13 protein-coding genes are annotated in these 21336 nt (G+C 35.1%); 9 read left to right on the top strand and 4 right to left on the bottom strand.

Features of this window, described 5'->3' with window-relative positions; translation table 11 throughout:
• The first annotated feature begins 18 nt into the window (after positions 1-18).
• From LQ189_RS00900 to acs, 6 genes are all read left to right on the top strand, one after another.
• Positions 19-1569: an MFS transporter gene (locus tag LQ189_RS00900; protein ID WP_230153902.1), complete on the top strand. Its 1551-nt coding sequence runs from the start codon at positions 19-21 to the stop codon at positions 1567-1569.
• A gap of 11 nt (positions 1570-1580) precedes the next feature.
• A complete protein-coding gene (locus LQ189_RS00895) occupies positions 1581-1805 on the top strand; it encodes a DUF6814 family protein (RefSeq protein ID WP_086452709.1) in 225 nt (74 codons plus the stop codon).
• A 350-nt stretch (positions 1806-2155) separates the two neighbouring features.
• Entirely contained in the window at positions 2156-4861 is a 2706-nt protein-coding gene (locus LQ189_RS00885; protein WP_230153901.1) for a sensor histidine kinase, read from the top strand.
• 3 nt (positions 4862-4864) lie between these two features.
• Positions 4865-5227: a response regulator transcription factor gene (locus tag LQ189_RS00880; RefSeq protein WP_158728459.1), complete on the top strand. Its 363-nt coding sequence runs from the start codon at positions 4865-4867 to the stop codon at positions 5225-5227.
• A complete protein-coding gene (locus LQ189_RS00875; RefSeq protein WP_255667910.1) occupies positions 5224-7143 on the top strand; it encodes a propionyl-CoA synthetase in 1920 nt (639 codons plus the stop codon). The genes LQ189_RS00880 and LQ189_RS00875 overlap by 4 nt, the downstream gene beginning before the upstream one ends.
• Before the next feature lie 15 nt (positions 7144-7158).
• The gene (gene acs, locus LQ189_RS00870) at positions 7159-9066 is read left to right on the top strand and encodes an acetate--CoA ligase (protein WP_230153899.1); all 1908 of its coding nucleotides are present in this window, start codon (positions 7159-7161) and stop codon (positions 9064-9066) included.
• A gap of 111 nt (positions 9067-9177) precedes the next feature.
• Here acs and LQ189_RS00865 read toward each other — a convergent pair whose 3' ends face one another.
• The 4 genes from LQ189_RS00865 to LQ189_RS00850 form a co-directional block, all read right to left on the bottom strand.
• Positions 9178-12066 carry an alpha-amylase family glycosyl hydrolase gene (locus LQ189_RS00865; RefSeq protein ID WP_230153898.1) on the bottom strand — a complete coding sequence of 963 codons (2889 nt, stop codon included), beginning with the start codon at positions 12064-12066 and terminating at the stop codon, positions 9178-9180.
• Between the two features lie 75 nt (positions 12067-12141).
• Positions 12142-12963: a SusE domain-containing protein gene (locus tag LQ189_RS00860; RefSeq protein ID WP_230153897.1), complete on the bottom strand. Its 822-nt coding sequence runs from the start codon at positions 12961-12963 to the stop codon at positions 12142-12144.
• A gap of 29 nt (positions 12964-12992) precedes the next feature.
• The gene (locus tag LQ189_RS00855; protein WP_230153896.1) at positions 12993-14603 is read right to left on the bottom strand and encodes a RagB/SusD family nutrient uptake outer membrane protein; all 1611 of its coding nucleotides are present in this window, start codon (positions 14601-14603) and stop codon (positions 12993-12995) included.
• A 10-nt stretch (positions 14604-14613) separates the two neighbouring features.
• Entirely contained in the window at positions 14614-17559 is a 2946-nt protein-coding gene (locus LQ189_RS00850) for a SusC/RagA family TonB-linked outer membrane protein (protein WP_230153895.1), read from the bottom strand.
• A gap of 237 nt (positions 17560-17796) precedes the next feature.
• On the opposite strand from LQ189_RS00850, the gene LQ189_RS00845 reads away from it, so the two are divergent.
• The 3 genes from LQ189_RS00845 (at position 17797) to pgmB (ending at position 21272) form a co-directional block, all read left to right on the top strand.
• Entirely contained in the window at positions 17797-18816 is a 1020-nt protein-coding gene (locus tag LQ189_RS00845; protein WP_230153894.1) for a LacI family DNA-binding transcriptional regulator, read from the top strand.
• A gap of 274 nt (positions 18817-19090) precedes the next feature.
• Entirely contained in the window at positions 19091-20620 is a 1530-nt protein-coding gene (locus LQ189_RS00840; RefSeq protein ID WP_230153893.1) for an MFS transporter, read from the top strand.
• Positions 20613-21272, top strand: a complete 660-nt coding sequence (gene pgmB / locus LQ189_RS00835) for a beta-phosphoglucomutase (RefSeq protein WP_230153892.1) — start codon at positions 20613-20615, stop codon at positions 21270-21272. Before LQ189_RS00840 ends, pgmB begins: the two co-directional genes overlap by 8 nt.
• Positions 21273-21336: the final 64 nt, after the last annotated feature.

Raw genomic sequence — 21336 nt, 5'->3', positions numbered from 1 at the left:
CAATTAAAAAAAATATTTATGAGTACAAAATCAACAAAAGGAATCTGGAAAGTGATCTCCGCATCCTCAATGGGTACCATGATTGAATGGTACGATTTTTACATCTTCGGTAGTTTAGCCGTTGTATTATCAACAAAATTTTTCCCGTCAGACAATCCTACTGCTGCATTTTTATCTACACTAGCAACATTTGCTGCAGGTTTTGTGGTACGTCCTTTTGGAGCCTTATTTTTTGGTAGATTAGGAGACATTATCGGTCGAAAGTATACCTTTATGGTCACGTTAATGCTTATGGGTGGTGCCACCTTTGTCATGGGATGTATCCCTACTTATGAAACAATTGGCTTTACGGCACCTATACTAATATTAATTTTACGTTTGTTACAAGGTTTAGCACTTGGTGGTGAATACGGCGGTGCAGCAACGTATGTAGCAGAACATGCACCGACTGGTCAAAAAGGATACTGGACGTCTTGGATACAAACAACTGCTACTGTTGGTTTATTTGTCTCGTTAGTAGTAATTTTAGTAACAAAAGGGTTGCTAACTAAAGAGGCCTTTGACGAATGGGGTTGGAGAGTGCCGTTTTGGGTATCTATAGTAATGGTGGGTATATCCTACTTGATTCGAAAAAATATGGATGAATCACCTGTTTTTGCAAAAGCAAAAGCAGAAGGAAAAACAAGTACCAATCCACTAAAAGAAAGTTTTGGTAACCGCTACAACTTAAAATTTGTTTTATTAGCACTTTTTGGAGCTACAATGGGACAAGGTGTAGTGTGGTATACAGGTCAATTTTACGCAATGAGTTTTTTAAAAACAGTAATGTTTGTTGAGGCATCTCAAGTAGAAACATTGTTAGGAATAGCCTTAATATTAGGAACTCCATTTTTTGTTTTCTTTGGATGGTTGAGTGACAAAATAGGAAGAAAGTCTATCATGATGGCTGGTTTGTTAATAGCAATCATTGCGTATAGACCTATTTACAGAGCCATGTTTCAAACTACTGATTTAGCTTTAAAAACTGAAATCGTAGCGCAAACTAAAACGGTTCCATCTTTAAAAGAAATCAGCGAAACTAAAACCGACTCTATCTACACGACTTCTAAATCATACACAGATGGTACAGTTGCTGAGGAACTAAAAACAAAACATTTTGAGAATGGAAAGATAATGTTAGATGACAAGGGAGCTGAAAAAATTGAAACTAAAATTACCAAAACAATTAACGATGCAGACAAATGGATGCTTGTATTCCTTGTGTTTCTTCAAGTGATTTTTGTTACTATGGTTTATGGTCCAATTGCAGCATTTTTAGTAGAAATGTTCCCTGTAAAAATTAGATATACATCAATGTCTTTGCCGTATCATGTAGGAAACGGTATATTTGGTGGATTACTTCCTGCTATTTCAACATTTTTAGTAACTACAGCAAAAGGAACAGGGCCTACGCCAGCTAACCCTGAGTATTATCTAGAGGGTTTATGGTACCCAATCATCATTGCAGGTATCTGCTTTGTTATTGGAATGATTTATATAAACAGAAAAAACAATACTCTTCACGACTAAAACATATCATTATGAATTCAATTAAAAAACTTTTAGGAATAGTATGGATACTACTAGCCTTGGCAGCAGCCTTTTATAGCGTTGAAATGTTTGGACCTAAACTTACATCAGGCAAGCAAGACGACTTAGTATTTGGAATTATTATGTTCTTTATTTTACTACCCCTTATTGTAACTGGATTGGTCACTTTTGGCTATTTTGCATTTTCGGGTGATTATAATGAAATGGATGAATAGCAAAAACTAATTTTAAAACCATAACAATCTCTGCATTACTATGTGGAGATTGTTTTATTTAATTGTAGCATTCGATACTAAGAAAACTAAAGAAAAAAATATAAGATAAATGGTTATTAGAACGGACCATTTCAAACCAATAGATTTCTAAATGCATCCTTTTATGAAAAAAAGACATGAACAAAAAATGGTAATTCTTTCCTTGCTAATGCTAATAGCTTTGAATTTACCACTCATTCTTTTATTTGACAGTTCCGAATCTCTTTTTGGATTTCCCATTACATATATTTATATTTTTTCGGTTTGGCTTTTTTCTATAATTGTATCTTTCATCATCATAAAACGATATTATGAGTAGTGTAGCTCTTTTATTCATCTTATTAATTTATGTATCTATTCTTTTTTTCATAGCCTACTGGTCAGAAAAAAGAAGTCACTCTATATGGGCTAATAATCCTTATGTATATTCCTTGTCTCTGGCGGTATATTGCACTGCCTGGACCTACTATGGGAGTATAGGCGTAGCAGCCGATTCTGGCTTAGGCTATCTCCCTATTTATCTAGGTCCCGTATTAATAATTCCTACTTGGATTATTTTACTAAAAAAAATTATTAGAATTTCACGTGTAAATAAAATATCCAGCATTGCTGATTTTATTTCGTTACGCTACGGAAACAGTAGATGTCTAGGTGCCATAGTAACACTAGTTTGCATTTGCGGAATCTTACCTTACATAGCGTTACAGCTAAAAGCCATTTCGGACACCTTTCACATTGTAACTAAAACTCAAGCGAGTTCTAACATTTTTACAGACACCACAACTTATGTATGTCTTGCACTTGCCTTGTTTGCCTCCTATTACGGAACAAAATATGTAGATGCATCAGAGAAAAGAAGTGGTATTGTTACCGCAGTTGCACTTGAATCTGTTTTAAAATTAGTGTTTTTTATCACTATAGGCATATACGTAACCTATTTTGTATATGATGGGTTTGATGATATTTATAAACAAGCCGCGGTGCTAAAAGATTTTGATAAAAAAAATACCATAGGTACACTAAGTGATGGGATTAACTGGTTTTTCTTGTGCCTCGTATCAATGTTTGCCATCTTTTTATTGCCAAGACAATTTCATACAGCCATAGTAGAGAATAATAAAGAAACGCATGTAAGAACAGCAGTATGGTTGTTTCCGTTGTACTTACTTTTGTTTAATTTATTCGTATTTCCTATTGCTTGGGGCGGTAACATTCTTTTTGAAGGAAAAGGACTGAATGCCGATACTTATTCTTTATTAATTCCTCAGTATTTCAATAACACAACTTTGACTGTTATGGTTTTCCTTGGCGGATTTTCGGCAGCTATTTCTATGATTATTGTATCCTCAATAGCTCTTGCCACCATGTTAAGCAACAACTTGCTTATTCCTTATGGATTTATAGGGTCTTTAAAAAACACCTCAGAAGTTAAAAACAGTAAACGCATTGTGAACAGTCGCAAGATTGGTATATTCTCACTCATTATTATTGCTTACATTATTTATCGCTTGTTTATCTTAGATTATTCGTTAGTATCTATAGGTTTAGTAGCTTTTGTAGTCATTGCACAGCTAGGCCCTGCGTTTTTTGGAGCTCTTTTCTGGAGACGAGGCTCCAAAAAAGGAGCCATAACAGGAATACTATTAGGGTTTGCAGTATGTGTGTATTCTTTACTCATACCGTATGCAGTAGGAATGACAAATGCAACAAATCCTTTTATACTTGAGGGGCCAATGGGTATTTCTTGGCTAAGGCCATTTCAACTGATGGGTCTTGATTATTTAGAACCTATTCCGCATGCTATTTTTTGGAGTTTATTAATTAATACCATGAGTTACGCGGCAGTTTCTGTAAGTTTTAAAGGGAATTATAGAGAACGAAATTATGCCGAAATGTTTGTGGATATTGACAAGTACATTACCAATCATGAAAATGCCTTTGTATGGAAAGGAACTGCTTACGTCTCTGACATTCAAAAAGTATTACACCGTTTTTTGGGAGAAGAAAGAACTAAACGTGCCCTTACTATTTTTAATTTAAAATACAACATTGATAAAAACATAACCACAGCCGATGCCCGCTTTATAAAATTTGCCGAAAATTTACTTACCGGTCACATAGGTACGGCTTCCGCCAAAATATTAATTGCAAGTGTGGTCAAAGAAGATAAAATAAGCCTACCCGAAGTATTGAGAATTTTAGAGGAATCCAAAGAAAACATCATCATTAACAAGAAATTGACGGACACATCAAACGAGTTAAAAAAAATATCAGAACAACTCAAAAATGCGAATCAAGAACTAGTCAATAAAGACATCCAAAAAGATGAATTTCTAGACACCGTAACACATGAATTAAGAACGCCCATAACAGCCATTCGCGCAGCAAGCGAAATTTTGTATGATGATGACGCAGTACCCGAAGAAATGCGAAAACAATTTTTGCAAAACATCATTTCAGAGTCGGATCGGTTGAATAGGTTGATTGATAAAATTTTGGATTTAGAAAAATTTGAAACGGGAAAACAGAAAATCTACTTATCAAAAAACAACATTACAAAAACGATTTCAAAAACAGTAGCGTCATTAAATCAATTAATTAAAAACAAAAAAATCACAATTGACTTTGACAAAGCTGATCACGTTATTAAGGCTTTTTATGATGAAGAACGAATCATACAAGTAATCCATAATTTATTGTCTAATGCTATAAAATTTTGTTTAGAAACGGATGGAAAAATAACTATTTCTATCCTTGAGAATGAAACAAATGTAGCTGTCAAAATTCACAATAACGGCAAACGTATTAAAGAAGAAGATGCCGAAGCTATTTTTGATAAATTCTATCAATCTCGGAACCAAAACATAAAAAAACCAATAGGCAGCGGATTAGGATTAGCCATTTGCAAACAAATTATAGAACATCATAAAGGAACCATTTGGAGTGAAAAGAATGAGGTTGAAGGCGCCACTTTTACTTTTACATTACCCAATTATAATACAAGCGAAACGAATTAAAACATGAAAAAAATTTTAATTGTAGATGACGAACCAAACATTGTAATGTCATTAGAATATACTTTCAAAAAAAACAATTTTGAGGTTTTTATAGCCCGTGACGGACAAGAAGCATTGGACATTTTGCAAACTAAACTCCCAGACGTTATTATTCTAGATGTCATGATGCCCATGGTGGATGGTTTTGCAACATTGGAACAAATAAAAAAAGAAGAACGTTTGCAACATTGCAAGGTAATTTTCCTTTCGGCAAAAAATAAAGAAAAAGACATTGAAAAAGGGCTTTCATTAGGTGCTAACTTGTATGTAGTAAAACCTTTTTCGATCAAAAAGTTAGTAGAACAAGTCCAGGATTTAATTCAATAAAGAACAAATTCAACACTATGAAATACCAAGAAATTTATACCCGAAGCATCGACCAACCCGAAGCATTTTGGACAGTACAGGCCGATGAAATTGAATGGTTCAACAAACCAGCGACCATTTTATCGAAAGATGAAAATGGATATCCGCAATGGTACAAAGACGGAGAATTGAACATTTGTTATTTAGCCCTTGACAAACACATTCAAGATGGATACGGCGACCAAGTTGCCATTATATATGATTCTCCAGTAACACAAACCGTAAAAAAATACACTTACTCTGAGGTAAAAACTGAAGTAGCAAAACTAGCAGGTGGCATGCTTGCATTAGGGTTAAAAAAAGGCGATACGGCCATTATTTACATGCCTATGATCCCGCAAACAGCATTTGCAATGTTAGCTTGCGCACGAATTGGAGTAATACATTCGGTTGTTTTTGGTGGTTTTGCACCACATGAATTGGCTATCCGCATTGATGATTGTAAACCACGTGCCATCATTACGGCTTCATCAGGAATAGAAGTAGATCGATTAATTGCCTATAAGCCATTAGTTGATGAAGCCATTGCATTAGCGAGTCACCGACCAAAAAAAGTAATCGTTTTTAATAGAAAATTAGGAGCTAGAATTCCGTTTAAGAAGTATGATGTAGATTATGACGCATTGGTGTACGGATCCGAAGAGACGCCCTGTGTTGCCTTACCTTCCAATCATCCGCTTTATATTTTATACACATCTGGAACTACAGGAAAACCAAAAGGAATTGTAAGAGATACGGGAGGATATGCCGTTGCATTGAAATTCTCGATGAAACATATTTACAACGTAAATCAAGATGAAGTTTTTTGGGCAGCGTCGGATATGGGTTGGGCAGTAGGACACAGCTACATTTTGTACGGGCCATTATTAAACCGAAATACAACCATTGTATTTGAGGGCAAACCCATCAAAACACCTGATGCCAGTACGTTTTGGAGAATCATTTCGGAGCATAAAGTAGGCACCATGTTTACAGCACCAACTGCCATTAGAGCCATTAAAAAAGAAGATCCTAACGGAGAATTCATCAAACAATACGATTTAAGTTGTTTAAAAAATCAATTTTTAGCAGGAGAACGCTGTGATAATGCTACTTTAGAATGGTATCAAGAACACATCCCGATTCCTGTTATAGACCATTGGTGGCAAACCGAATCTGGTTGGCCCATGATTGCCAACTCCCTTGGAATTGAAAAAATGCCTGTCAAATCTGGTTCGGCTACAAAAGCAGTTTGTGGCTATGACATTAAGATTTTCAATGAAAACGGCCAAGAACTAGGTCCAAATGATGAAGGGCTTGTGGTCATAAAATTACCATTGCCACCCGGAAACTTATTAGGAATTTGGGCAAATGAAGCCCGATTTAAAGCCAGTTACTTCAGCAAATTTGATGGCTATTACCTTTCTGGTGACGGTGGTTATAAAGATGAAGACGGTTATATTTTTATTACCGGAAGAACCGATGATGTTATTAATGTAGCTGGTCACCGCTTGTCAACCGCAGAAATGGAAGAAGTTGTGGCTGCTCATCCTTGTGTTGCAGAATGTGCAGTTATAGGCATTCACGATGAGCTAAAAGGACAAGTTCCGCTAGGATTGGTTGTGACTAAACTAGGAACCGAAATGGAACAATACCAATTAGAACAAGAAATTATAAAACTGGTTCGGCAGCAAATTGGCGCAGTTGCTTCGCTGCGAAATGTAGTTGTAGTGCAACGTTTACCAAAAACACGATCTGGAAAAATCTTGAGAAAACTAATGCGAAGTATTGTTGATGGTGAAACCTTTCAAATTCCATCTACAATTGATGACGAAACCATTATTGACGAAATTACGCAAACAGTACAAAAACATAAAATAGGTAGTTATAATTTATAAAATTTATCAAACATAATGAGTTACTATAAAATTAATACTTTAGAAGAATATTTTAAACATTACAAAAAATCAGTTCGTGAACCAAAAAAATTCTGGGACAAAGTAGCCTCTGAAAACTTTACTTGGTACCAAGAATGGGACAAAGTGGTTGATTTTAATATGGCTGAAGCCGAGATAAAATGGTTTACCGAAGCCAAAGTAAACATCACTAAAAATTGTATTGACAGGCATTTAGCAAAAAACGGAACAAAAACTGCCATCATTTTTGAACCCAATGATCCAACCGAAAATGCTTTGCACATTTCCTATAACGAACTACACGAGCGTGTGTGCAAAATGGCTAATGTTTTACAAGAGCAAGGCATACAAAAAGGAGATCGCGTATGTATTTATTTGCCTATGATTCCAGAACTAGCTGTTACTACGCTAGCTTGTGCAAGAATAGGTGCTATTCACTCCGTTGTTTTCGCAGGATTCTCGGCATCGGCGGTGGCAGCTCGTATTAATGACAGCTCCTGCAAAATGGTCATCACTTCAGATGGTGGTTATCGAGGCAATAAAACAATTGATTTAAAAAGTATTGTTGACGAAGCCTTATTGAGTTGCGATTGCGTAGAAAAAGTTTTAGTTGCAAAAAGAATTCATACCACGATACCTATGAAAGAGGGACGTGACCAATGGTTACAGCCACTTCTAGATGCTGCCTCAGACAATAATGTAGCTGAAATTATGGATGCCGAAGATCCGTTGTTTATTTTGTACACCTCTGGCTCTACAGGAAAACCAAAAGGTATGGTTCATACTACTGCAGGCTATATGGTGTATACTGCATATACGTTTAAGAATGTTTTTAATTACGAAGAAAATGATATTTTTTGGTGTACTGCTGATATTGGTTGGATAACTGGACACTCCTATATTTTGTATGGCCCTTTATTGAATGGAGCTACGACAGTAATTTTCGAAGGCGTTCCCTCCTATCCTGATTTCAGTAGGTTTTGGCAAACTATTGAGAAACATAAAGTCACTCAATTCTATACCGCCCCAACAGCCATTAGGGCTTTAGCGAAAGAAAGCATCGAATTTGTACAACGATACCAATTGACTTCTTTGAAAGTCATTGGATCTGTGGGAGAACCTATTAATGAGGAAGCTTGGCACTGGTACAACAACCACGTAGGTGATAAAAAATGTCCTGTAGTGGACACTTGGTGGCAAACCGAAACTGGTGGAATTATGATATCGCCAATTGCTTTTGTAACACCAACTAAACCTACTTATGCATCATTACCATTACCGGGAATACAACCCGTTTTGATGGATGAAAAACGCAACGAAATTGAGGGCAATCAAGTTACAGGAAGTTTGTGTATTAAATTCCCATGGCCAGGAATTGCTAGAACTATTTGGGGTGATCATCAACGTTACAAAGACACATACTTTTCTACCTTTCCAGGTAAATATTTCACTGGCGATGGAGCTTTGCGTGACGAAGTTGGGTATTACAGAATTACTGGCCGTGTAGACGATGTTGTAATTGTTTCTGGTCATAACCTTGGAACAGCCCCTATTGAAGATGCTATCAACGAACATCCAGCGGTTGCTGAAAGTGCTATTGTAGGTTTCCCGCATGATATTAAAGGAAATGCTTTGTATGGCTTTGTAATTCTAAAAGAAACTGGAGAATATCGTGATAGAGAAAATCTGAGTAAAGAAATTAATCAACACATATCAGATCACATTGGTCCTATTGCTAAGTTAGATAAAATTCAGTTTGTCTCTGGTTTACCCAAAACCAGATCTGGCAAAATCATGCGTAGAATTCTACGTAAAATAGCCGAAGGAGATTACTCTAATTTTGGAGATACTTCAACCTTGTTGAATCCTGAAATTGTGGACGAAATCAAAGATGGTAAAATTTAAATTTTAGTTTTAATTTGTTGTTGAAAAACTGCTTCATTTCTGGAGCAGTTTTTTTATACAAAAACGGCTGTCTTTTTAGGGACAGCCGTTTTTAACTAATTCAACCAAATATTAATTCTTCAATAACTTCAATACCTTCATGACATTATTTTCATCCAATGTTTTTACAATATAAAGTCCTTGATTCAAATCACTAACTAAAAATGGAGATCCTGCTGTTTTAGTAGCATCAAAACTTTTAACCAATTGTCCCGTGATAGAAAAAATTTGAACTTTAGAAGTAGTTTCATTCAATGTAAAATAATCAGTTGCTGGGTTTGGATACAACACAATTGATGGTGATTCTTCATAATCGGCAATTGCCAAAGAAGCTGTTTTATTCCCGTATATTTTAAATTCACCTGGCTGTAAAGATATTGGTTGTGATGTACTTGAAATTACAATTTCACTATTGTCCATCAAATTATACCATGTACCTGTATAAGCAAAACCAGATGGAACTGTTTGAGCGGTTATATTAAAATTAGCTAGGATTAAAACATCTTTTAATTGGCTTGAAGCCAAAGCGCTGTTTGTAATTTTAATGTTAGGGTATAACGAACTCGTGTTTGCAATGCTTGCAGTACCAGAAAAAACCGGTTCGATTGTTTTCATGGTAATCATTTTGGCCCAATCATCGTAAATTTTACTTCTATTGGTATCCCCAAGCCAGTTACCAGTCCATTGCGGTTGTGGTTTTGTATCTAGCTTACAATCGCCAGAAGTACCATCAGAAGGTGTGTTTACAACACCATTGTTACAAGAAAATATTGACTTTTCCCAACCTAACTCCCCAAATTGCCAAATCATTTTTGGTCCAGGAACTAATAATGAAACGGCTCCCAAAGCAGACATTCTGGATAATGCAATATTCAAGTTTTTAACATCATGATTGGCCTCAGAACTGTTACCGGTCTGTAAGTTGTTGTACATCAAACGTTCTTCATCATGACTTTCAGCGTAGCCCATTAATCGATGACCCGTAAACCCTCTGCTAGACGCGTTCATTCCTGATATGTTTCCAGCAAATCCTTTTGTAAGATTGTTGTATTGACTTGTCAATATTCCCCACATCATTACTCCTTTACTTGGTGTTTCATTCAATCTGTAATTGGCCCATTGCTGCTCTTCGTCATTTCCGCCTAAATGTTCAAAAATAACATAGTGATTTGGATCTAAATTCCAAGAATAATCGGCATATTTTTGCAATACCTCTACTCTATCTTGCTGTCTATTTCCAGTACAATTTTCCTGACCACCTGCCACATTAGCTGGGCAATTTTGGGTAAATCCTTTGGTTAAATCCCATCTAAATCCATCAATTTTATATTCTTCAACCCATTGTTTAATGACCCGTTGCACGTAGTTTTGTGTTCTAGGTTGCTGATGATTAAAATCTTCACCCACACTGTAACTGTGCATGGCTGTTGTATTAAAATAAGGATTCTCAGTAGAGGGTGAACCCCAACCATCACCATCTGGATCGTTCATCCACATACGAACCATAGGATTACGACCAAAAGCGTGATTTAACGCCACATCAAGAATCACTGCAATTCCGTTTTGATGGCACAAATCAATAAATTCTTTTAGTTTATCAGAAGTACCATAAAACTTGTCTAATGCCATGTGAAATGAGGTGTTGTATCCCCAGCTTTCGTTGCCTTCGTACTCCATAACAGGCATTAACTCAATTGCATTTATTTTCAAATTTTTGAAATAATCAATCTTATTAATTAAGTCCTGATAGCTTCTATTAGCATCAAAATCACGCACTAATAATTCGTAAACAACTAGTTTTTCTTTGGCTGGTTTGACAAAACTAGTTGTAGCAGCACTCCATGCAAAAGGTGTTTTACCAGTTTGCAATACTGTTACCTCACGTTCCTGACCAGCAGGATACACAGGCATGTTTGGATATTTTGAAGCGGGAATGCCCCCATCATCAAAAGGAGACAAAACTAAAGTAGAATAAGGATCGGCTGTTTTTACAAGTGATGGTGATCCAGCACTTGGAGTAGCATCAACAACCCAGTATTGATAGGTGTAATTTACTCCAGATGTTAAGCCTGTTAATTCTAACCAAAACTTGCCAGAGATCGGGTCCTTTTTCATAGCATAAACGTCTGTAGGTTGCCAATTATTAAAACTTCCTGCAACGTAAACAAAATCTTTAAATGGCGCATCAAGTACAAGTGTTGCTTTTGAGGCATCCGCATTATTATAGTTTATACCATCTAACAACCCCATTGGTATGGCTTGGCTAGCAGCATTTGGGTTTACAATAGCGCTAAATTTTTTACTAATTGTTGTGGCACCTTGAGTTACTTGAAGTTCGTAATTTTGATTGCTATTAATTCCTGTTTGATTAAAATTGTAGCTAGCAGTTGCAGGGTTTGTGTTTACTGTTACTCCGTTTGCTTTTAATACATAACTCGCACTACCACCCGAATTTGAAGCTGAAATATTCAAACTTCCGCCACTAGAAATGATAGTTGCGCTGTTTTCTGAAGGAGCAGTCAATGTTACTTGAAATGAACCTACTTCATTGATTATATCTTGCGATTTTTTATCTCCCGTACCGTCTTTAGCTTTTACTAAAAAACCGATTCTTCCGATTCCGTTTCTACTGTAAAAAGTGTTTGGTGTAAATGTTTTTGTGTAGGTATCTGAGCCCGAATCATACGTAAATCGGTTCGCTTCATTAGAAGCTGTCCATGCACCGTTAGTAGGACAATCAACAATATTTGCATCATTGATGTCAAAAGACCATGCCCAAATATATAAAGCATTGCCCGTTACTCCCCAAGCAGACTCATTTACACTACTCCCATTGATGGTAATAGTTATAGAATTAGTTTCTTCAAAAGTTGAAGGAGTAATTACGTACGTTATGTTTTGTTGCTGCCCAAAAACCGATAGCGATACACAAAACAATACAAAAAGTACAATTTTTTTCATGGTTTAAAGAGTTAGATGTAGTGAAATAAAAAAAGGGCTATCTGTATGACAGCCCTTTTTTATCAAAAAAAAAAATTAATTTAAAGTGATCGTCTTAGCAACTCCATCTACTTTCAGTACTCTTAAACCTGTAGTTCCTGTATATTTAAAATTACTATCTCCATCATTTGCATTAACTAACTCTGGTGTAATAGTATAACCTGAATTAGCATAAAATGGGTAATTTCTACTTGAATCCCAATTTCCGTTGCTTGTAAAGTTATTTCCTAAAAAGATACGAAATGCTTCACCGTTTTTCAATACTACTGATACTTGGTACACATTAGTTTGACCCTGTACAAGAGGAAACTCAGTTTCTGCATCGTTATCCCATGTCCATCCACCAGGAGTGGCAGCACCTACTAACCAGTGTGATGATGCTAGTGGTACACGGTATGGAGTAGCTTTGATTGTAAACGAATTAGAAAATTGAGCAGCAGTTGCAGCAGCACCCACTGATGATTTAATACGAATATCAACTAGATTTTCTTGCTTGTCAATAAAACCTCCGTTTATTAAAGCTGCGTTTAACTCAGCAACTGTAATACTTTTAAAACGACTTGTAGTTGTAGTTACTACTGTTGGACTAGCAAATTTAGTACCTGCTTTTGCAATTTCAATACTGTAATTTACAACAGTTGAAGTTCCCGCATAAGCAGCGTCATCCCAAACCATTGTTGTTGCAATATCCTTTTCGGTAGCCTTTGTAAGGACAATATTAAAATCTCCTTTTGGAGTCAATAATACAGGTGCAGTAGTTGCTGCTACTGGCTCTCTATCCGTATTTTGAATGTCATCGGTACATGAAATGGCTACTAAACTTAACATAGCCAGTACAATTTTATTAAAATTTTTCATCTTTTATGTTTTTTGAATTAAATATTATATTAGTAACCCGTGTTTTGAGTTAAGTTTGGATTTGCAGTAATAGAAGCGCTAGGAAGTGGAAACACATTCAACTCAGAAGGAATAGAAGTTCCATTTGCAATATTACCTTTCCAAGCCCAATTGTAAGATCCACCACCATATTTGTTAAAACGAATCAAATCTTGACGTCTGTGTCCTTCCCAATGCAATTCTCGTGATCTTTCGTCAATCATAAAATCAAGATTCACTTGTGATTGCGTAACATTTGCAATTGTTGCTCCACCATTTGCACGTTGTCTTAAAGCATTAATATAAGTTAATGACTGAGCTGTTGCAGTTGTAGCATTATTAGTGTTTGTAGCACCATCTTTTCTCATTTGAGCTTCGGCATACATTAAATAAGCATCAGCCAATCTAAAAAGTGGAAAATCAGTATCTACAAAAGTAGAGTTTACACCAGCAACACCTGTTGATGTTTTGTTAGAATACTTGCGTAAAATGTAACCTTGTCCAGCATTGGTCAAATCAGCAATATCAATAGGTCTAGAACCTGCAGAATACGTTTTTCTCTCATCATTATTAAATTGAGAACCATCAAACTTTTCAACAAATTGTTTTCTAAGTCTAAGGGCACCACCCCAACCACCTACAGCAAACTCAGCACCATTAGACTCAACCGAGCCAACTTGACCGTTAATCATAACAGTTGTTGCACCATAATTTTGAGTTTTTACCCCGTCTGATTGTAATGTAAAAATCATTTCAGATGAAGTATGGTTATTTGCCTTAAAGTTGTCTAGGTATTTTGTAGTTAAGGTATATCCACCAGCAATTACCTCTTGACATTTTGCCATACACTCAGCATACTTTGGAGTACCAATGTAAACTTGAGCATTCAAATACATCTTAGCCAAAATCATTTGAGCCATAGCTTTGTCTAGCCTTCCGTACTCATTTGTTCTAGCTGCTTTTAAATTAGGAATAACCTCATTCAATTCTTTTTCAATAAAAGTAAAAAGCTGCTGTCTGTTATATTGTGGTCCTTTAAAATCTAAAGGATCATTTTCAGTAACAAACGGTGCTTTACCAAACAAGTCCATCATGTTATAATAAGCAAATGCTCTTAATACACGTACTTCATTTCTATAAAAATTGATCTCAGCAACATCGGCTGGACTTGTAATTCCTCTTGAACTAAGCAAAGCTGGAGTAGATTGTCTCAAGAAATCATTAGCTAGAGCAACCTCAGCCATGGTTCTACTAAACATTCCCAATAAAATAGGATTAGCAGATGACCATATATTACGCTGAAGTTCAGCAGTCCCTTCGTCATTCTCATAAGTCCACACTACCTCATCAGTAGTTAAATTTTGTAAATACCACATACAACGACCAAACTGGCTTGTACCGGCATCAATACCTTGTAAGAAAGACGAACCAGCATCACCAGTTCCTGTCAAGCTTAAATTACCGTAAACTCCTCCTAGTGCTTGCTTGTACCCTTGAGGCGTAGAAAACAACTCCGCAGGCGTTAGCACACGAGAATCCTCAGCTACAACATCTAAATCACCGGTACACGATTGTAAGGTCGCGAAAGCGAATAGTATGTAAATAAAATTTATTTTTTTCATAATTTAATTATTAAAATTTAACATTAACCCCACCTAAAATAGAACGTTGTCTAGGATAAATTGTTTTATCAACACCATTATTAGCAACCTCTGGATCCAAACCTGAATAATCAGAAATTACAAAAACGTTTTGCATTCCAGCAAACAAACGTAGTGATGCTTTCCCTTCTAACCATTTTGGGAAAGTGTACCCTAATGTGATGTTATCCATTCTTAAAAACGATGCGTTTTCTACATACAAATCAGATAAAAATACATTTGATGTTGTTTTAAAATCAGTATCTAAAACTGATGTAGGAATGTTACCTACCATAGCATCAGGTACTAATTGATCATATTGAGCTCTTCCAGCATTAACAGCGTTAAGCACTCTATTTCCTAAACTCGCTCTTAAGTTGAAAGAGAAATCAAGGTTTTTATAATTTAATGTTGAAGCTAAACCAAAAGTAGCTTTTGGATCTGGATTTCTGTATACATATTTATCATTAGCATTGATCACACCATCATTATTTAAATCTTGATATCCATTCTCGATTGGTTTTCCTGCAGTATCAAATAATTGTTTATACAGCAAGAAAGAGAATGGAGCAAAACCTACTTGATGTACTTGCCCTTGACTTCCTGTACCTGCAATAAGATCACCTGTTACAATTAAATCTGTTGTTAATTTTGTTATCTCTCTTTGAAAAGTAGTGGCATTAAAGTTTAAATTCCAGTTTACAGCTTCTGATCTAATAATATCAGCACTCAATGATAGTTCAACTCCTTTTGTAGTAAAGCTACCAATGTTTTGCCAAGATCGGTTAGAAAAGTTACTTCCATCAGCAGTAGCTACATCAGCTAATAAATCTTTAGAGTCTTTGTAAAAAACCTCAACACTACCTGTAATTCTATTGTCATACAAACCAAAATCTAAACCGGCGTTGTAAGTAGTAGTTTCTTCCCACTTAAGGTTATTACTTAGTCTTGCAGAAACCACAATAGGCAAAGCAACTGTACCAAAATAATATTGAGAGCTACCGGTTCCTACATTATATTGTTGTAGGAAATCATTATTGTTACCTATTTCTTGTTGCCCAGTAATACCGTACCCTACTCTAAATTTCAAGTCAGATACTGTAGTGTTATTTGACAATAAATCTTCTTTAATTTTCCAAGCAAATGCAGCAGCAGGGAAATTACCCCATTTGTTATTTTTATCAAAACGAGAAGAACCGTCTCTTCTATAAGATAAAGTTAATAAATATTTATCATTAAAATTTAAGTTAGATCTTCCAAAGAATCCAACATTTACTCTATCTATATCAATATAGGTTCTCGGGAAACCATCCTGAGAGGCTGGTAGTAAATTTGGGTCGTTTGTATTTCCTGTTACATAATTATATGAATCCCATTTTTGGTAAGAGTATCCTACTGTAGCATCAAAAACAAGTTTATCAAATGTTTTGTTGTACACTAAATAAGCATCTAGCAACTTGTTTTTCCTTTCACTTTTTGAAAATTCATTTGTCCCAAAAGGCATATTGTTATTTGCACCTGAGCTCGCAGCAAATCTCGAAGCTGTTTTAGACCTTTCTCCATCCGCTTGATCAAAACCTGCATTTACTACAGCTCGTAAAGCTGGCATGAAATGAAATTTATAATCTACCTCAAAGTTACCAAAAAATCTATTATTTAATCCTTTATCAAATGTTTGTAACAATTGAGCAACTGGATTACGTGGTGAATTAGGAGACAATTCACCGTTGATTCGGTTGTAATATTCAAAGAAACCTCCATAAATTGATCCCGCGCTGTAAATAGGTTGTGTAGGATCAAAACGAATTGCTGAACCCTCAACACCTTCTGCAAATCTATTTTTCTCATTAGCGTAATTGGCATTCAATTTTATTCTTAAATGATCTTTCAAGAAAGAAGGGTTTAAAGCTAAACCAATTGTGTTTCTATTGAACGTATTTGTTAATCGTAATCCTTCTTGGTAGGTATTACCAATAGTTAAACGAGTAGGTATTGTATTAAATAAGTTACCTCTTATAGAAACGTTATTATCAACATAATCCGTTCTTCTATAAATTGCTTTTTGCCAATCTGTGTTTGCAGTACCTAGTTTAGATAAATCACTCGGACGCTTATCAGCAATTAATGCTCTAAATTGATCCGCATTAAATACTGGAATCGTTTTATCAAGTGATCCACTACCATATTGAAAATTATAATCAACAGCTAAGTTTTTACTTCCTTTTTTAGTAGTAATGATAATCACACCATTAGAAGCTCTTGAACCATAAATAGCAGTAGCCGAAGCATCTTTTAAAACAGTCATAGACTCTATAGTACTTGGATTAATTGATGCTAAAATAGAAGTTGAACCAAAGTTTTTATCAGAGTTATTCTCTATTGGCAATCCATCAATAACAATTAAAGGATCATTACTTGCAAATAAAGATGATCCACCACGAATTCTAATTTGAGAACCAGAACCTGGCGCACCACTAGTATTCACAGTAACCCCTGCTACTCTACCGTTTAATAAATTCTCAGCAGTTACGTTTGCTCCTTTGTTAAAATCTTTCGTCCCTAATACTGTTACAGCACCAGTAGCATCTTTTTTCTTAACAGTTCCGTAACCTACTTGCACCACTACCTCTTTTAACTGGTTTGCATCTTCTTGCAAGCTCACATTAACTGTTTTTTGGCTTAGGTATTCCACAACAGCAGTTGTATATCCTATAAAAGAATAAACAATCTTGTCTCCTGCTTTTACATTATTTAATTGGTATTTCCCTTCGTAATCCGTAGATACACCATTTTTAACACCTTGAACGTTGACGTTAACTCCAGGAAAAGGTTGACCAGTGGTTTTATCAACAACAGTTCCACTTACTGTACTCTGAGCCAGAATACTAAATGGGAGTAACAGTACTAAAATCAACAACTTTTTATAAATTGTTTTCATACTTTTTGTTTATTTTAATTTAATTTTGTTTTGGTTGCGTTATAGCTTTAACAATTACTTCGAATGTTAAATTTATGTAAAATTTAATACACTCAACAACCTAAAAAAAATATCAGGTTACGAAAACGTAATAGTGTTGAAAACTTTCTATTTTATTGAAAATTTTGAGAGTATAATTACCATATTAAAAATAAAATTTTACCTTTATTGAGAAATAAATTTTTACCAAATATTAATATGAAAAGGAAAATAACGCTTAAACAAATTGCAAAAGAATTAGACGTTTCCATTTCTACCGTTTCCAAGTCCCTAAGAAATAGTCTTGAAATAGGCGAAGAGACAAGACTTAAAGTTCAAGCTTTCGCGAAATTTTACAACTACAAGCCTAATAATATTGCCCTAAGTTTAAAGAACCGAAAAACTAAAGCCATAGGAATCATCATTCCTGAAATTGTGCATCATTTTTTCTCTACTGTAATAAATGGTGTTGAACAAGTGGCTAATGAACACGGGTATAGCGTAATCATTTGTCTATCTGATGATTCTTTTGACAAAGAAGTTTTAAATATGGAAATGCTCGCAAATGGCAGCATTGATGGCTTTATCATATCTTTATCAAAAGAAACCCAATTTAAAGCTGATTTTCATCACATTACTGAAGTTATCAATCAAGGAATGCCTGTTGTCATGTTTGATCGTGTGACAAGTGACATCTTGTGTGATAAAGTAATTATTGATGATCAAGCTGCAGCTTATGAAGCCGTTCAAAGCTTGATTGACAAAGGCCGAAAAAAAATAGCTCTAGTAACTACTGTTGACTACGTGAGCGTGGGAAAATTAAGAACTGATGGTTACACAAAAGCGCTGTTGGATAACGGAATTCCATTTAATGAAGATCTAATCATTAAAATTGAAGACGTAAACACCTGTGAAATCACCATTAGTAAACTCTTAGAGGACAAGGCTATTGATGCGGTTTTTGCTGTAAACGAACTATTTGCCGTAACAATAATCAAAACTGCCAATAAAATAGGTTTGAATGTCCCTAAAGATCTAGCAGTAATTGCTTTTACAGATGGTATCATTTCTAAATATTCTACTCCAACTATTACCACTGTAAGTCAAAGTGGTGTAAAAATGGGAAATAAAGCTGCTAAAATGCTTATTGACCGACTTGAAGCCGAAGATGAGGAAGATGAAAACTACAAAACTGAAATTATAGAAACCCACTTGATTGAAAGAGAATCTACAAATTAGTAGTTATCCGATTTAAATCGCAGTTTTCAGCTGCAGTTTTTAGTCCCTTTTTCTAAACTGCAGCTGAAAACTGAATTGATTTTTTAAAAATTCTTGTATTATATTCATTACTACAACCTTGTAGTTAAAAAAGATTGCTGATATTTCTATTTGCAAAACAATTGTTCCAAATATCTTTTTATATTTACCCCGCAAAGCTTTAACTTTTACTTCGAAAATAAAGATAAGTTTTGATAAGCATAGCGCTTATCGTATTAATTTTTAAATTACGATAATGGAAAAGCGTAGATTAAATTTCTGGCAAATTTGGAACATGAGTTTTGGATTTCTGGGAATTCAAATGGGTTTTGCTTTGCAAAATTCAAATGTTAGCAGGATATTTCAAACCCTCGGCGCTAACATTGATGACATTCCTATTTTATGGGTTGCCGCTCCAATGACTGGATTAATAATTCAGCCAATTATCGGATATTTCTCTGATAAAACTTGGACTAAATTGGGAAGAAGAAAACCTTATTTTCTTGCTGGCGCCATTTTAGCCTCGGCCGCTTTATTCATAATGCCAAATTCTCCTATGTTGTGGTTTGCTGCAGGTATGCTATGGATTATGGATGCTTCCATAAATGTTTCAATGGAACCTTTTCGTGCATTTGTAGGTGACAATCTACCTGATTCACAAAGAACGACTGGTTTTGCCATGCAAAGCTTTTTTATTGGAATTGGAGCTTACTTTGCCTCTAAACTTCCGTTAATTTTTACGCATTTTGGAGTAAGCAATACCGCTCCACTAGGTGTAATTCCTGATTCTGTTAAATATTCATTTTACCTTGGCGGAATAGCTTTCCTGCTAACAGTATTATGGACAGTTTTAACTTCTAAAGAATATTCACCAGCAGAATTAGAAGCTTTTGAAAACCATAACAAAGAAACTTATCAAAAAGAAACACATTCAAAAGAATGGTTTTTAGCAAATGGTAAATCTCATTTAAGTAAAGGATTATTATTTTTAGTTGTAAGTGCTGTCTTCTCATTTGCAATTTATAATTATGATTTGAAAAAGGATTTATACGTTCTTTCTATCGGATTAATTGGTCTTGGTGGAATAGCAATGCTGATTTCTGGTTTACTGCAAAAAGCAAATAATACAGAAAATGGTTTTGTAACAATAATGAATGATTTTCAGTTCATGCCCAAAATAATGAAACAATTGGCGTGGGTACAATTCTTTTCTTGGTTTGCACTTTTTTCAATGTGGATTTACACTACACTTGCAGTTACACAACACATTTACAAAACAACAGACACAACTTCTGAAGCCTACAATATTGGCGCAAATCAAGTGGGTGAAATGTTTGCCAACTACAATTTAATTGCAGCGATAGCCGCATTTCTTTTGCCAGTATTAGCCAAATATACTAGCAGAAAATTTACTCATTTCGTAGCGTTAGTTTGTGGAGGACTAGGTTTAATTTCTGTTTATTTTATTTCTGAACCAACGGTTTTCACAATGGAATGGCTTCCGATGATTGGAGTTGGAATTGCATGGGCTAGTATTTTATCAATCCCATATGCAATGCTTTCAGGTTCATTACCATCTAGCAAAATGGGGTATTACATGGGAGTTTTTAACTTTTTTATTGTAATTCCTCAGTTAGTAGCAGCTTCTATTTTAGGGTTTTTAGTTTCTCAATTTTTTAACAGTGAACCTATTTATGCTTTACTAATTGGTGGAGCATCTATGATTCTTGCCGGACTAATAGCTTTAACCATTAATGACAAATCGAAAATTAATTTAAATGAATAACATTAAAGCATTTATATTCGACCTTGACGGCGTAATTGTAGATACGGCTAAATACCATTATTTGGCTTGGAAAAAAATTGCTAATTCACTTGACATCGATTTTACACACGAGCACAATGAATTATTAAAAGGAGTAAGCCGCGTGCGCTCTTTGGATATTATTTTAGATTTAGGAAAAGTAACTGCATCACAAGAAGACAAAGACCGATGGTTGCTTCAAAAAAATGAAGACTACTTGACGTATTTAGTAGACATGAATGAAAGCGAAATTCTACCGGGAGTTTTTAGAATTTTACAATTTCTAAAAGAAAACAATCAACCCATAGCATTAGGTTCAGCCAGTAAAAATGCGAGACCTATTTTAGAAAAAACAGGACTGCTACCCTATTTTGATGCTGTAGTTGATGGAAATGATGTGACCAATGCCAAACCTGATCCAGAAGTTTTCTTGATGGCTGCAAAATTATTGAACATAAAACCAGAAGATTCAATCGTTTTTGAGGATTCAGTGGCGGGAGTTCAAGCAGCAAATATCGCAAATATGATTAGTGTAGGAATTGGAGATGCAACTACTTTGCAGGAAGCTAAATACATCTTTAATGATTTTACAGCTATCGACACCCAATTTATAGAAGTTTTACTTAGAAAATAAAAACAAGATTCAAAAACAAAAAAATCTGATTGTACCAAGCTAAAAACAATCTTTAAATTTTTGA

The sequence above is a fragment of the Flavobacterium sp. CECT 9288 genome, from assembly GCF_918731615.1.
In the GTDB taxonomy this organism is placed as follows: Bacteria; Bacteroidota; Bacteroidia; order Flavobacteriales; family Flavobacteriaceae; genus Flavobacterium.
Note: the sequence above shows the minus strand (reverse complement) of the source record. Positions and strands in the feature narration are given on the sequence as shown.